Genomic DNA, 14,142 nt, shown 5'->3' on the forward strand with positions numbered 1-14,142 from the left:
GCAGCGTTCTCTGACGGACTTGGTGGGGGCTGGTGCGGAACGCTCGGCTCAGCCCGGCGCCACGGGGGCCAGCTTGAGCCCGCGGACCTCGACCTGAATGTTTCGCAACCCGGCAGACGACTGGAAATCCCGGATGGCATCGGCGACGTCGTGGTCGACGAACGGAGCGGCCTCCGCATCGAGGATCACGTGCGTATCGCGAGGCAGCTCCTCGAACAGCGAGACGAGCTTGCCGCGGCTGAAGAAGAAGGCCTCCTTGTTCAGCCGGATGGTGACCAGCTGGCCCTCACGGCTCACCTCGTACACACGCGACATCGACTCGCGCAGCACGAACGCCAACCCCACCGCCAGACCGATGGCCACCCCCTTCAACAGGTCGGTGAGCACGATGGCCAGCACCGTCACCATGAAGGGCGTGAACTGGCTCCACCCGAGCCGGTACATGTCCGAGAACAGCTTGGGCTTTGCGAGCTTGTAGCCCGTAGTCAGCAGGATGGCGGCCAGGCAGGCGAGCGGGATCCTGGTGAGCAGGGGCGCCATGAAGAGCACCGCGAGCATCAGGAACAGCCCGTGGAAGAGCGCCACCGCTTTGGTGCGCCCGCCAGCGTTCACCCCTGCGCTGCTGCGCACCACCACCGAGGTGATCGGCAGCCCCCCGAGGAGCCCCGAGGTCAAGTTGCCCATCCCTTGCGCCAGCATCTCCCGGTTGGGGGGAGACTTGCGACGCCAGGGATCGATCCGGTCGACGGCCTCGAGATTGAGCAGCGTCTCCAGGCTCGCGACCACGGCGAGCGTCACGGCGAGCGTCCACACGTCAGCGCGCGTGATCGCGGACCAGTCCGGCAGGTGCAATGCTCCGAGCAAGCCGCCCGCGCCATCGGTGGAAGGCAACCGCACCAAATGTTCGGACTGCAGCGCGACGGTCTGGTAGTTCCGCTGGAACAGCTCATTGGCCAGCGTCCCACCCAGCACGGCGACCAGCGGCCCCGGGAGCCAGGTGAGCTTCTTCAGCGCCGGGACCTTGTCCCAGAAGACGAGCAGCGCGACGCACCCGACGCTGATGATCGCCGCCCCCGGCTGGATGACCTCCAGCGCGCGCGCGATGAGCGAGAAAGTATTTTCTTTGCCCACCTGGAAGCTCATCGCGCCGAACTCTTCTACATCGAGCCCGATCGCATGCGGGAGCTGCTTCAGAATGAGCAGCACCCCGATGGCCGTCAGCATCCCCTTGATCACCGACGAGGGGAAATAGTGGGCGATTCCTCCAGCGCGCAGCACCCCCAGCACCAGCTGCATGACCCCCGCAATCACCACGGCGAGGGCAAAGACGCTGAATGAGCCGAGGGCGCTGATGCCCGTGAAGACGATCGCCGCCAGCCCAGCGGCCGGGCCGCTCACGCTCAGAGGAGCTCGGCTGATGAGCGGGATCACGAGACCGCCCACGATGCCCGCGATCAGACCGGAAAACAGTGGCGCTCCCGAGGCAAGCGCGATCCCTAGACAGAGGGGGAGGGCCACCAGGAAAACGACCAACCCGGCAGGGAGATCCGTCTTCAGCACGTCGAGTGGACTGACCTTGCTGGATTGTGCGGTCACGTCGGGCTGCGAGCGCTGCTCCCCGTCCGACCCGCGGTCCAGGACATCGAGCTTGTCCGCCATCTCGGTTGTTTGAGGCATCATGGGAGGTGATGGGCTGCAGAGACCAGTTCAGGTCACTTGGAACGGTCAGGGAGGCTAGATCGACGCTCGCTCGCGGAACTTCGCGGGCACAGGGGCGATGCCGGACGGGTCCGAGATGAGCTCGAACTGATTGCGCTCGGGCTCGTACTGAAAGACCTCGCCCGTCTCGATTTTATAAACCCAACCGTAGATCCGCAGCTCACCCTTCTCGAGACGATCTTTCACCGTCGGGTGCGTCTGCAGGTTCTCGATCTGGGTGAGGACATTCTCCTCGGCCATCACGGTCACCTTCGCGTCCCCCTCCAGGTTGCGATAGTTCTCCGCGACGAACTGGCGCGCCGACTCCGCGTGGTTCAGCCAGCGCTTCAGCATTGGCGTCCCTTCCAGCTTGCTCGGCTCGACCAGACCCCGCATGGCGCCGCAGAGCGTGTGGCCACAGACCACGACGTGCTGAACGCCCAGGCCGGCCACGGCAAACTCGATGGTGCCCGCCTCACTCGAACCCGCAGCGTCTTCATAACGAGGGACGATGTTGCCGGCGTTCCGCATGATGAACAGGTCTCCCGGCCCCGTCTGGGTCAGGAGATTCGGGTTGATCCGGCTATCCGAGCACGTGATGAACAACGCTTCGGGGTTCTGTCCTTTGCAAAGGGTCCGGAAAAGATCCTTGTGGGACTGGAAGTAACCCGACTGGAACTTGTGAAGTCCGTCGACCAGCTTTTGCATGAACTCTGTGCCTCCTAGACGTTGCGCTGCCGAGAGACGAAGAGATCTCCGTCAGGGCGAGCGGCACGTTGTCTATGCACAGGCCGCGCCGACGAAGCCCCCATGAGGATTCTCGGCATACACCGCTGACTGCAGTGGGGCGAATTGTCCCTCGACCGATGGGGTGCGGCGGAAAGCCCCGATCTGCGTTCCGAGAGGCCGATGTCAACAACGACATGGAGGCGGGCGTGAGGAATGACGGCCGCCCCAGATCGGTGGCGTCAAGCGTCCAGTTCCCCCTCGGTCATCCACCATCGGTCCGGATTCACCAGCTCGGCGCGCAGTGTCTCGGGAAGCTGCTCGTCCAGGCGAACGATCAGCCACCGGGAGCCGACCTCCTTGGGGAGAGGGCGCTGGAAAAAGCCGAGTGTGCTCAGGCGCGCTCCGATCGACGGGGGACCAACATAGATGAGGCCCATGGCGTCGTGGCCTTCCCTCCGCATTCGCTCCGCCAGCTTCAGCAAGACCAGGGGAGCTTGCGCGTCCAGGTCCTCGCAGAACAGGTCGGCGATGACCACCTTGTTCCCGTACAGGTAGTAGATCGCGTAGCCGATGAGCTGACCGTCCTTGCGATCGGTGACACAGAAAAAGCGGTAATCCGTGGTCTTGAACGTCGCATAGCGCCAGTTCAGATAAGCGGCCGTGCGTTCACCGAGAATGTAGCGTGGCGCCGAGCGGGCCCACAGCTCGTCGAAACGCCCGTCGGCCCGCCTGGCGATTTCACCATCGACCCTGCGTCCTTGCGCCACGAGGAGGGCGGCGTCACGCGCCGTGAGCGCCGCATCGGCCGCGCGCAGGGCGGCGCGGACGAGCGGGTGTTCGGGCGAGCCGATGGCGTCGACGACCCGATCTTCGATCCACTCTGGCAGAGCGCCTTGCCAGAGAGACTGCCAGGCCTCCACCGGGACCGCGCGGCGCGCTCGGGAGGCCAGGCGATCGACCACTGCGTGCGCGGTATCACGCCGATCTTCCGGCGGAGCGCTGGCGAGCTCCTGGAGCTTGTAGGCCGCGGAGAGAGGCTTCACCCACATCGCGGCATCTGCCACTTTGGTGTAACCGCAGCGCTGGAAGATGGGAAACGACGCCCGGTTCGGAAACGCGTAGAGCACCTCTGCGCCGGCCGCGCGAGCCCCCTGGGCGATGGCACGCTGCACGGCCATGGCGGCACCAGCCGTCCGGTGCGCCTTGTCGACCGCAAAGTCTCCGAGGATGCCCGCCCGCAGCCGCTCACCGGCGACGACGGTGTGGCGTGGATAGAACGAGGCGCACCCGATCACCGCCCGCTCGCCGCCATGCACACCGAGCCACGTTCGCGCAGCACCGGCCGGGTTCTGCTCGTGGAACCAGCGCATCCGACGCTCGACGAGCTCATCGTCGACCTCGCCCTCGGCAAGATTGTCCCGCCAGAGACGGCCCAGCGTCGTCAGGTGCTCCGTCGGCTCGATCCGGTCTGCGGCGTACGTCTTCTGCATGACTCCCTCTTTTCGGGCCAGGGTAATGTAGGCCGATGCCTCGTCGCGCTGCTACCTCCCTCGTCACCCCGCTCGCACTCCTGGTGACGCTCACCGCCTCGTGCACCTCCGGCCTCACCGGATCGTTCATGCAGCCCGCCGAACCATCCAGCCAGGAGCGCGCCGGAGCGCCCACCATCGCCGTGGAACCGTCCTCGGACGACACGGCGGGCTCCTTGGTGGAAGACGAAGCACCAGGCCCCATCCCGATCACCCGCGAGGATCCCGTCCGTGGGCGCCAGGACGCGCCGGTGACGCTGGTGATGTTCACCGACTTCGAATGCCCCTTCTGCAAGCGGATGCACAGGACGGTCGAGCAACTCTGCCACCTCTACGGCCCGGAAAAACTGCGGGTCGTGTGGAAGAACTACCCGCTCGCGTTTCACAAGAACGCTCGCCCCGCCGCCGAGGCGGCGATGGCCGTCTTCACCTCTCGCGGTCCTGCCGCCTTCTGGGCGTTCCACGACACCCTCCTCGCAGCAGAAGAGCCCCTCACTGCCTCGCTCCAGGAGGACGCAGCGCACCGGGCGGGGCTCGATCGCGCTGGCTTCAACGCGCTGCTCGAGACGGGGACCGCCCGGCAGCAGGCCGCGCGCAAGGTGGACGCGGACCTGGAGCTGGCCCAGCAGCTCGGCGTCACCGCCACGCCCGCCTCGTTCATCAACGGTGTCTTTCTGGGCGGCGCCCAGCCCCTCGAGCGGTTCACCGAGATCATCGATGCCCAGCTCGAGGCAGCCCTGCGACTCCGTCGCGCCGGCGTCCCCGCGTCCAGGGTGTACGGCACGCTCACGCAGATGAACCACACCCCACGCGCGAAGCCCCAGAGCGTGCAGGCGGCGGAGGACTCCAAGCGTTACCGAGTTCCCGTCGGAGACTCCCCGGTTCGCGGCAAGGCGACCGCGCTGATCACGATGGTGATGTTCGCCGAGATCCAGTGCCCGTTCTGCGCCAAGGTCGAGCCCACCCTCGACCAGCTCGCCGCGCAGTATGGCGACGACCTGCGCATCGTGTGGAAGCACAACCCCCTGCCCTTCCACCCGCGCGCCGAGCCGGCCGCGCAGCTCGCGCTGGAAGCCCGTGCGCAGAAGGGTGATGCCGCCTTCTGGAGCGCCATCGAGCAGCTCTTCACCAACCAGCGCAACCTCGACGACGACACGCTCGCCGGCATCGCGAAGTCCCTCAAGCTGAGCGTCCCCGCCACCCTGCGGGCCATCGCCACGCACAAGCATCGCAACGCGATCGAAGCCGACCAGGAACTCGCCGACGACGTGGACGCCCGCGGCGTCCCTCACTTCTTCATCAACGGCCGAAGGCTCACGGGAGCGCAGCCCCTCACGAGCTTCCAGGCCTTGATCGACGAGGAGCTGGCGCTGACGAAGGTCCTGGTGGCCAAGGGGACGCCCCGCGACAAACTCTACGAGGAACTCCAGAGAGAGGCCGTCGAGCCCACCCCTCCGCCCAAGGTGAGCATCGCCGCCCCCACCGCCCGCAACCCGCGACGCGGAGCGCCCCAGGGCAAGGTGGTCGTGCAGGTCTTCTCCGACTTCCAGTGCCCCTTCTGCGCACGGGTCAACCCCACCCTCGACGCGCTCCTCAAGGCCTACCCGAACGAGGTGAACATCGTGTGGCGCAACAAGACCCTGCCCTTCCACGCCGAGGCGCAGCTCGCCGCCGAGGCCGCCATGGAGGCGTTCACACAGAAAGGGTCGACCGGCTTCTGGCGGATGCACGATCTCCTCTTCCTGAGCGCGTCCCCCGACAACCTGGACCGACCGGCGCTCCAGCGACACGCCGCGCAGGTCGGCCTCGACATGAAGAAGTTCAACACCGCGCTCGACAGCGGGATCCACCGGGCTGCGGTCGAAGCCGACAACGAGGTCGCGGAGGCCGCCAAGCTCAACGGAACCCCGAGCTTCGTGATCAACGGCTATGTCGTGACGGGAGCGCAGCCCCTCTCGACCTTCAAGAGGGTGGTGAAGCGTGCGCTGGCAGAGGTGAAGTGAGGCCGCCCGAGGAGGACCCCTTGCCGGAGCAGCTCACCGCCCCACCTCGCGCGTCGTTCATCGTGATCCAGCGGAGCATTCGGTGCTCGGCACCAGCACATTCCCTCGTATAGCATCCTGGATCTCATGCACCGCGGTCGTCGTACCCAAGCCGAGAAGGAGCGCTCCGCGCGGCTTGCCGCGACCAAGTCGTCAGGGTCTCGGGTACGCGTGAAAACCTCGAACGAGGCCAAGCCCGAGCGCCGCGTCTCTCCGCGGACAGGCAACACCGCCGTGGCCACGCCAGCGCCACGCAATGCCAGAGGCCAGGCCCCTGCGACGCGACCGCGCAGCGCCAAGGAGGACAAAGGCTCCTCCTTGCGCAGCAGCAAGCAGACTCCCCGCACCCAGCCCAGCGCCAAGCCCGCGCCCGCGGCCCGCGGTGCAGCAGCACCCAGTGCAGCCGCGCCCAAGGCGGCGGCCCCCGATGCAGCGCCCGCCGGCGCAGCGCCCCTCCTTCCCGCAACCCCGAAGGCGGCCCGCCGCGCCCCGATTCCCGAGCGCTCCCCGCCCCCTCGTCCTCTGATCAGCGCCGCCGCTGCACCGCAGCCACCACCGCAAGAGCCAGAGCTCGACTGGGACGACATGCCCGCCAAACCCGACTGCGGCGTGCTCGCCCAGCGCTGGGCGGCGCGTGGCCAGTCCCTCTTCCAGCGCCTGACCGAGCATGGCATCGCGCAGCACGAGGTCCGCGTCGACCTGAAGGATGGACTGTTCGTCTGGGTCGACGGCGAGGGGTGCGTCTCTGCGGAAGCGCACGCGCAGGTGCTGTGCAGCTTCTGTCAGGCCACCTCCGTGGTCTCGATGGGGTGGGCGGACCCACTGGTGCGCGCGGCGGCCGTGCCGCGTATCGACGGCATGCTCTCGGAGCGCGACGACATCGACGAGGAGGGCGCGTGGCAGATCGCCATGGAAGCTGCAGAGGCCTGCGGCGTCTCGTACCTCTACCGGGTCTCCGCTCCTCACGCCTGGTACTTCCTCGGCCTGACCGGCCTCAGCTTCGAGCCGACACGTCAGTGGTTCCACCCGGGCCCCCCGGTAGGCCTGGTGCTGCGCGCGCTCGCCGAGGTACGGGCCGCGATCGAGGGACGCGCCGAGCCCCGCGACGTGATCCGGGAGCGCCTTTGCGCCCTTGGAAATGCCTTGATCCACCAGGCCGCATACACCTACCGCGGCACGGACTGGGTGGCCCGCCTGGAGCGCGCGGGGCGGCTCCTGCTCCAGCTCGCGAAGCGCCTGCCCCGCCCGAGCTTTGGCGCGATCGCCTCCGGACAGGCCGTTGAGGACTGGCTCTGCCGCGAGTTCGCCATGGACCTCGTGAAGTCCATCGAACTGCTCGAGGACGAGTGGTCCCCGTTCAGCTAGGACCCCGAGCCGTCACGCATGGATCGGAGCCGCAGCCGGAGCGCGTTCAGGCGGATGAAGCCCGTCGCGTCGGCTTGGTCGTAGACCGTGTCCTTCTCGAACGTGACGAAGTCTTCACGGTAGAGCGACGCTTCGCTCCGCCGCCCCACGACCGCCACGCTCCCCTTGTAGAGCTTGAGACGCGCCGTCCCGCTCACCTTCTGCTGCGTCTGATCCACCATCGCCTGCAGCATCTCCCGCTCTGGTGAGAACCAGAACCCCCGGTAGACGAGCGCCGCATACTCGGGGACGAGCGCGTCACGGATGCGCATCACCTCACGATCCATCGTGAGGGATTCCACCGCCCGGTGAGCCTTGTGGAGCAGCGTGCCTCCCGGCGTCTCGTAGACCCCGCGCGATTTCATCCCGACGAAGCGGTCTTCCACCACGTCCACCCGGCCCACCCCGTGCTCACCCGCGATGGCGTTCAGCCGCTCCAGCAGCGCCACCGGCCCCAGCCGCTCCCCATCCACGCTCACGGGATTGCCCGCCTCGAAGCCAATCTCCACGTAGCGAGGCACATCCGGCGCCTCCTCTGGCGCGCGGGAGAGCTGGAACATGTCGCACGGAGGCTCCGCCCACGGGTCCTCCAGGATCCCGCCCTCGTACGAGCAGTGGAACAGGTTCCGATCCATCGAGTAGGGCTTCTCGACGGTCGCGGTCACCGGGATCCCGTGCCGACGCGCGTAATCGATGCAGTCCGTGCGCGAGCGCAGATCCCACTCGCGCCACGGCGCGATGATCTGCACCCCTGGATCGAAGTGCAGCGCCCCCAGCTCGAAGCGCACCTGATCGTTGCCCTTCCCGGTCGAGCCATGAGCGATGGCGTCGGCTCCGGTCGCCTTCACCGCCGCCATCATCCCCTCGATGATGCAAGGTCGGGCGAGCGAAGTACCGAGCAAATACTCCCCCTCGTAGATCGCCCCGACCCGCAGCGCCGGGAACACGAAGTCTCGAACGAACGCCTCTCTCAGATCGGCCAGCAAGAACTCGCTGGCCCCGCTCGCGAGCGCCTTCTCGCGCAGCGGCTCGAGCTCCTCCCCTTGGCCGAGATCGGCGCACCAGGCGACGACCTCACAGCCAGTGGTCTCGATCAACCACCGCAGGATCACACTCGTATCGAGGCCACCAGAGTAGGCGAGCACCACCTTGCGCACAGATCGGGACATGGCCGCGGCGCTTTGGCAGAGAGCTGTACCCGAAGCAAGGGGCGGCGCGCGCCTGGGCGTTCGCCAGACCTCACCGGGCGAACCACACCGTGCATCCCCGGGCCGAGGTGGGGTGCTCCGGGTCGAAGGGCTGGCTGCGGTCGTCGCCTCCCAGGTTCACGCCGACCACCAGCAACCCGGAGAGTCCGGACAGCCCGATCACCGTCCGCTGCGCCCGCGTCTCGCCGTAGACCCCGCCGAACTCCACCCGCCCTGCCTCGGCCCCCGCCCGGTCCACCCGGACCACCGCCCAGCGGAAGAGCGCCGTCGTCTCCCAGTCGGCCACGACCGTCACCTCGTCCGCGTCCCCCACGGTCGCGAGGTCCAGCCACACGTACGTCGCCCCCGTCGGCTCGATGGGACGCAGCGGCGCGAGGCGGCGCGGGAGCGAGGCGAAAGGAATCGACCAGTCCAGCCGGATCCTACCTGCCTCTCCGAGCCACGCGACGTCCGAGAGATGGAGCCCGTCGCTGCGACCCCCGACGAACGCTCGCGCCACCGCGAAATCGAGGAGCACCCCGTCCAGATTCCGATCGCGTGCCTGGAGCGAGAAACGCAGCGCGTCGAACATGTCGGGCTCATTCCTGAAGTGCAACGAACCGACGGGGGTCTGCTGCCACGCGATGGAAAGGAGCCCCAGCAACACCCTGCCGGGCACGCCCGTGCCGTACACATCGTCGAGGTAGCGACCGAACAACATCGAACCATCGCGTCCACCGGCCGACCCACCCATCAGCGATCGCTCGGGCGTCCTCTGAAACGTGGCCACCGCCGGCAATTCCGCGATGGGACAAGGCGCCGCGATCGACGCGAGGTGGCTCGCGAGCATCGAGAGCTCACCTGCCGCCACCCCCCCATCGGCACGGACACCGATCGCGTGACCGAGGGCGTACGCCATGTCTGCTCCGACCCAGCATCCGCCACCCACTGCAGCTCGTGGCAAGGCCACGAGCGCGAAGCTGCTCGCGCTGTCGTACCCCAGGGCCAGCGCAGGGAGATCCTGTCCCGGCCTGGGAGAGAGGGGCACCACGTCGGCGCTCAGGTAGACATCGTACTCGGGGCCTCCACCCCGCCCTTCATCGTCGCGCGGGCGTGGCAAGCCGAGTGTGTCGTAGACACGCTGGGCATCTTCCAGCGCCGCGAGCATTTCGCGCACCCCGGACCACGCAGCGCCGGCGGGCGCATGAACGCAGAGTGGTAGCTCGACGGAACACACCCGAACTGGCACGCTGCTCGGCAGCGGACGGAGCACGTCGGAGAGAAACGCGCGGCCCTCCTGAGCGCCGCCGGCAGCGTTCTGAAGACGCTCGACGCCCCCATCCGCGAGCGCTCCATCACGCGCTGCTTGTGTGGAAATCTCCGAGGGTGCGGGTGCGTCGGCGCCCCGCTCCACGCGTCCATCGACACCACCGCAAGACGCGCTCATCACGGCCACGACCGCGTGCGCGCATGTCGCTCTCAGCGCACGTCGTGCTGGCCCGGGGTCGATTGACATGCTCGCTTGCAGGGCTCTACAACCATCGAGAAGGCCGCCGGCCAGGGCTGTGCCGTTACCGGCGTACACCAACGCTCTATACGCGCTCCTTCCCGGCGCCGCGAGGCGGCCGCCACGGCTCGGGGCGAGAACTTCAGGCGGCGATGCAAGGGTTGCGATTCGATCCTTCGAAGGCGGTCATGTTCGACCTGGAGAACGGGCTCGTTCACCTGGAGGGCGCCCCCTCGCGCGTGCTCACGCCAGCCGCCGCGCTGGGCGCCCTGTGCAACGCGGCGGGCGCCGAGGCAACGACGGCGTTCGGTCGCGAGATGGGCATGGCCATGGGCCGACGGCTGGCCGAGCGCCTCTCCGTCGCGGCAGGGCCGCGCCCCTCGTCCTCTCCGGTCGCCGCCACGTCAGCCGGCCCTTCTGCGGGCAGCGCCGCGACGCGCAGCGTGCGCGCCACCTCGCTGGAGTCTCTGGTCGAGCACCTCGGTGGCGAGCTCGCCCTCGCCGGGCTCGGCACGCTCGCCGTCGAGCGCTGGGGTCAGGCCCTGGTCATGGTGCTCGACCAGTGCCCGCTCGATGCACGCGCCGACCGGCTGCTCGAAGCCGTCTTCGAAGGAGCACTCGAGGCCGCCGCCGGTCGCACGGCGCGCGCGCTGCGCCTCGACCGTGACCCATCACCCGCTCGCTTTCTCATCGCGAACGGCAACGCCGTGGCGCAGGTTCGAAGCTGGCTCGCCTCGGGCATGAGCTGGGAGGAGGCCCTCGCCAAGCTCCATGGCGCCACGCGAGGCAAAGCGTGACCCCTGAAGAGCGCATCACCGCCCTCGAGTCCTTGCTCGCCCGCATCCAGCGCAACGCGGCGGAGCCGCGCCCCGTGGACCGGCGTGGCCCTCCATCCCTGGAGACGTGCGCTCCGGAAATGCCTCTCGCGCTCGAGAGTCCGGACGTGACTCCCGGGCGTTACGCGATCACCGAAGACGGTCCAGCACGACGCCCGTCGCTCTCGACGCGTCCGACCACAGCGCCTCCGGAACGACCCCGGACGACCCCCCCCGCAGCACGACCCGCCACCGTCCCCCCAGCACGGCCTTCGACGAGGCCTCTCTTGAAGCCGGGGACGGTGCCGCCTGGCAGGTCGGACTCCGTGCTGCCGGCCAGGCCCTCCACGGTGCCGCCTGGCAGGTCGGACTCCGTGCTGCCGGCCAGGCCCCCCACGGTGCCGCCTGGCAGGTCGGACTCCGTGCTGCCGGCCAGGCCCCCCACGGTGCCGCCTGGCAGGTCGGACTCCGTGCTGCCGGCCAGGCCCCCCACGGTGCCGCCGGGCAAACCAGCGACGCTCACTGCAGTGCGGGCAGCTCCTCAGCCGGGAGAGGCGACGAGGAGCCATCCTTCTGGGCGACCAGCGCCGCCCCCTCTCCCTCCTCGTTCGCCCGCAGCATCGGGTCCCTCAGCCTCGACCACGACTGCAATTCGTGACGAGATCCTGGAACTCGATGATGTCGATGTGGAACTCGAGGAGGAGGAGAGGGCACGTGCAAGTCTCACAGAAGCGCTGATCCAGCGGGAACTGGAGCGGCTTGGACTTGGCCAAAGCGCGCTGAAACAACCACGAACTCCTACAGGCAAGGCTGCTGCCGAGAAGGCGGCTGCCGAGAAGGCGGCTGCCGAGAAGGCGGCTGCCGAGAAGGCGGCTGCTGAGAAGGCTGCTGCCGAGAAGGCGGCTGCCGAGAAGGCTGCTGCCGAGAAGGCGGCTGCTGAGAAGGCTGCTGCCGAGAAGGCGGCTGCCGAGAAGGCTGCTGCCGAGAAGGCGGCTGCCGCGAAGGCGGCTGCCGAGAAGGCTGCTGTCGAGAAGGCGGCTGCCGAGAAGGCGGCTGCCGAGAAGGCGGCTGCTGAGAAGGCGGCTGCCGAGAAGGCGGCTGCCGAGAAGGCGGCTGCCGAGAAGGCGGCTGCCGAGAAGGCGGCTGCCGAGAAGGCTGCCGCTGAGAAGCCCGCTTCAGGTTCGGTCACAGATGAAGCTTCTCCGGCCTCGGCGCTTCAGCCCAAGCCCGAAGCCGAGACCGCCACCGACAGTGACCTCTCTGCTCTCGTGGGCGAAGACGAAGCGGACGCACCGCCAGCGTCTGGCAAGATTGCCAGCCAGCGCCAGATCCTCGGAGGCGGGGAGCGTGGCACCACCAGCCTCGAAGCGTGGGGTTCACCTCCGCCACAGCGGCCGCATGAGCCGTCACCCGACATCCAGCACGTCACCAGGCCCTCGTCGCTTCCCCCCCACCTCGCCCGACCACGCAGCGAGGCTCCTCCAGCCGTCACGCACGCTCTCGAGGCCGAGGTGACGCGCCGCCCGCCCCAGCAAAGCCTCCACGGCGGCATCGCGCATTTCGTCGAGACTCGCCGCGAACGCCGTCCTCTCGATTTCGGCGAGATCCTCGATCTCGCCCTCTCCCTCGGGGACGGCTCACCGGAAGCGCCGCCGTAGCGCCCCCGCTCGTCATGACAGAGCGGACAGCCCTGGTGAGCGCACCACCCGTCGCCGAGGTCGAGCAACACGACGTCATCGGTTGGCCGCAAGGCCGCCCCACCGCGCCCAGCAAAGGAAGTGAGCCGAAGGCCGCATCGGCGCTCTCCCGTTCGGTGCTGTGCTGGCTTGCCACGGGGCGGTCCCGCCCTGGGCCTCGGCGCAGGCTTTGCTGGACGAACGGCGAGGATCGCACCGAGCGAGACTCGCCCACGTCATCTGCGACGGGCACGCCCGCATGGCCCACGACTGCTCGGCACGACCATGCCCCAGCGGTCCGTCACCACCGAGGGGCCCACGACAGCCCAGCGAACGAAGGGAGCGCCGCATGGCACGCACAGCAATCCCGATCGATCAGCAAAGCGCCGCTCGATTTCACATCGACCAGGAAGCCGATCCCGAGAAGAGCGGCCTGCCCCTGCTCGTTCCCCGCAGCGCGGCCACCATGAACCCGCACCGCGCTCGGACGCCGATGCAGCGACGGCCTGGCTGGCCCATCGACCTGCCTCTGGGCGCGTGGATGACGGCGCAGCTCTTCGACACCATCGTCTTGCTCGGCGGCCCTCGACGGCTCAGGCGCAATGCCGACCTGACCCTCTCGCTCGGCCTCGTGGGTGCTGGCATCGCAGCGCTGGGGAGACTGGCCGGAGAGCGCATGCCACAGGACGACAGCACCAGACGCCCGAATCGTCTCGTGAGCGCGGCCCGGGTCGCGGTCGTAGGCCTCTATGGCGCCTCCCTGATCGCCCGTCAGCGACATCAGCGGCGCCTCGGCGTCGCCCTGTCGAGCGCCGGCTTTGGCCTCCTGGTCTTCGGTAGCTGGCTCGGGGGAGCGCTCGGCATGCGCACAGCCGAGCGCCTGGAAGGCTCAGGCGCCTGAGCCAGAGGGCCCATCAGCGACGCAGAAGCGGTGCGCGCGGTGCGGCACGGCCCCGCTCAGCTCTCGCCGAGCAGCTTGCGCACCGACGTCAGCAGCTCCTCTTCCTTGAACGGCTTCACCAGGTAGCCATTGCAGCCGTTCGCGTAGGCCACCTTCACGCTCTGCGGATCGCTGCGCGTGGTCATGATGATGATGGGCACCGTCTTCGTCGCCTCGAAGGCACGCAGCCAGCGGCACGCCTGGAAGCCATCCATGCCGGGCATGTTCACGTCCATCAGGATGAGATCGGGGCGCTCGGTGATCGCTTGACGGATCCCCTCACGCCCGTTGCGCGCGAGGACCACGTCGTAGTCGGCAAGCGTCCCTTGCTGCGTCGACAACGACGTGAACGAGTCGTCGACGACCAGGATCTTCTTCTTGGAGCGGGTGGACGTCGGCTCGCGCCCGCTGTCCACCCCGCTTCGGCTTCCAGTGCTGGATACGGGGCCAGATTTGAGGCCGCTCTCCGGCTCAAGATCCCCGCTGAGGGGGGAGTTCTTTTGCGGCATGTTACGACCATCGCGCATGAGTGTCTCCCTTCCGACACACGCACTGTGCAGGGTGTCGGCATATGGGACCGTCTGACTCGACCCCCATTGAATTCTACCAGGTACT

The 14,142-nt window shown here is 68.2% G+C and carries 12 protein-coding genes; 5 read left to right on the plus strand and 7 right to left on the minus strand.

Features of this window, described 5'->3' with window-relative positions; genetic code table 11:
- Positions 1-48: 48 nt before the first annotated feature.
- The 3 genes from CMC5_RS02145 to CMC5_RS02155 all read right to left on the minus strand — a co-directional run bounded on the left by CMC5_RS02145 (position 49) and on the right by CMC5_RS02155 (position 3,917).
- Positions 49-1,680, minus strand: coding sequence for a SulP family inorganic anion transporter (locus CMC5_RS02145; RefSeq protein WP_245678242.1), 1,632 nt, complete (start codon positions 1,678-1,680; stop codon positions 49-51).
- 54 nt (positions 1,681-1,734) lie between these two features.
- Positions 1,735-2,406: a carbonic anhydrase gene (locus tag CMC5_RS02150; RefSeq protein ID WP_050428848.1), complete on the minus strand. Its 672-nt coding sequence runs from the start codon at positions 2,404-2,406 to the stop codon at positions 1,735-1,737.
- Between the two features lie 260 nt (positions 2,407-2,666).
- The gene (locus CMC5_RS02155; protein WP_050428849.1) at positions 2,667-3,917 is read right to left on the minus strand and encodes a GNAT family N-acetyltransferase; all 1,251 of its coding nucleotides are present in this window, start codon (positions 3,915-3,917) and stop codon (positions 2,667-2,669) included.
- Positions 3,918-3,952: 35 nt separating this feature from the next.
- On the opposite strand from CMC5_RS02155, the gene CMC5_RS02160 reads away from it, so the two are divergent.
- Positions 3,953-5,959: a thioredoxin domain-containing protein gene (locus CMC5_RS02160; RefSeq protein ID WP_050428850.1), complete on the plus strand. Its 2,007-nt coding sequence runs from the start codon at positions 3,953-3,955 to the stop codon at positions 5,957-5,959.
- Positions 5,960-6,169: 210 nt separating this feature from the next.
- Positions 6,170-7,363, plus strand: coding sequence for a DUF6882 domain-containing protein (locus CMC5_RS02165; protein ID WP_156338057.1), 1,194 nt, complete (start codon positions 6,170-6,172; stop codon positions 7,361-7,363).
- Here the strand turns inward: CMC5_RS02165 and CMC5_RS02170 are convergent.
- Positions 7,360-8,571: an argininosuccinate synthase gene (locus CMC5_RS02170; protein ID WP_050428852.1), complete on the minus strand. Its 1,212-nt coding sequence runs from the start codon at positions 8,569-8,571 to the stop codon at positions 7,360-7,362. The two genes, CMC5_RS02165 and CMC5_RS02170, sit on opposite strands and share 4 nt — an antisense overlap.
- Positions 8,572-8,641: 70 nt before the next feature.
- Positions 8,642-10,036 carry a hypothetical protein gene (locus CMC5_RS02175; RefSeq protein ID WP_156338060.1) on the minus strand — a complete coding sequence of 465 codons (1,395 nt, stop codon included), beginning with the start codon at positions 10,034-10,036 and terminating at the stop codon, positions 8,642-8,644.
- Between the two features lie 212 nt (positions 10,037-10,248).
- On the opposite strand from CMC5_RS02175, the gene CMC5_RS02180 reads away from it, so the two are divergent.
- Positions 10,249-10,893, plus strand: coding sequence for a hypothetical protein (locus tag CMC5_RS02180; protein ID WP_050428854.1), 645 nt, complete (start codon positions 10,249-10,251; stop codon positions 10,891-10,893).
- A 160-nt stretch (positions 10,894-11,053) separates the two neighbouring features.
- On the opposite strand, the gene CMC5_RS02185 is transcribed toward CMC5_RS02180, so the two are convergent.
- Positions 11,054-11,434, minus strand: coding sequence for a hypothetical protein (locus CMC5_RS02185; RefSeq protein WP_050428855.1), 381 nt, complete (start codon positions 11,432-11,434; stop codon positions 11,054-11,056).
- A gap of 163 nt (positions 11,435-11,597) precedes the next feature.
- Here CMC5_RS02185 and CMC5_RS46815 point away from each other — a divergent pair, with 163 nt between their 5' ends.
- The gene (locus CMC5_RS46815; RefSeq protein WP_050428856.1) at positions 11,598-12,569 is read left to right on the plus strand and encodes a histone H1-like repetitive region-containing protein; all 972 of its coding nucleotides are present in this window, start codon (positions 11,598-11,600) and stop codon (positions 12,567-12,569) included.
- A 367-nt stretch (positions 12,570-12,936) separates the two neighbouring features.
- Positions 12,937-13,488: a DUF2231 domain-containing protein gene (locus tag CMC5_RS02195; RefSeq protein ID WP_050428857.1), complete on the plus strand. Its 552-nt coding sequence runs from the start codon at positions 12,937-12,939 to the stop codon at positions 13,486-13,488.
- 56 nt (positions 13,489-13,544) lie between these two features.
- On the opposite strand, the gene CMC5_RS02200 is transcribed toward CMC5_RS02195, so the two are convergent.
- Positions 13,545-14,036, minus strand: a complete 492-nt coding sequence (locus tag CMC5_RS02200; RefSeq protein WP_082362167.1) for a response regulator — start codon at positions 14,034-14,036, stop codon at positions 13,545-13,547.
- Between the last annotated feature and the right edge of the window lie 106 nt (positions 14,037-14,142).

This window comes from Chondromyces crocatus, from assembly GCF_001189295.1.
Classification (GTDB): Bacteria; Myxococcota_A; Polyangia; order Polyangiales; family Polyangiaceae; genus Chondromyces; species Chondromyces crocatus.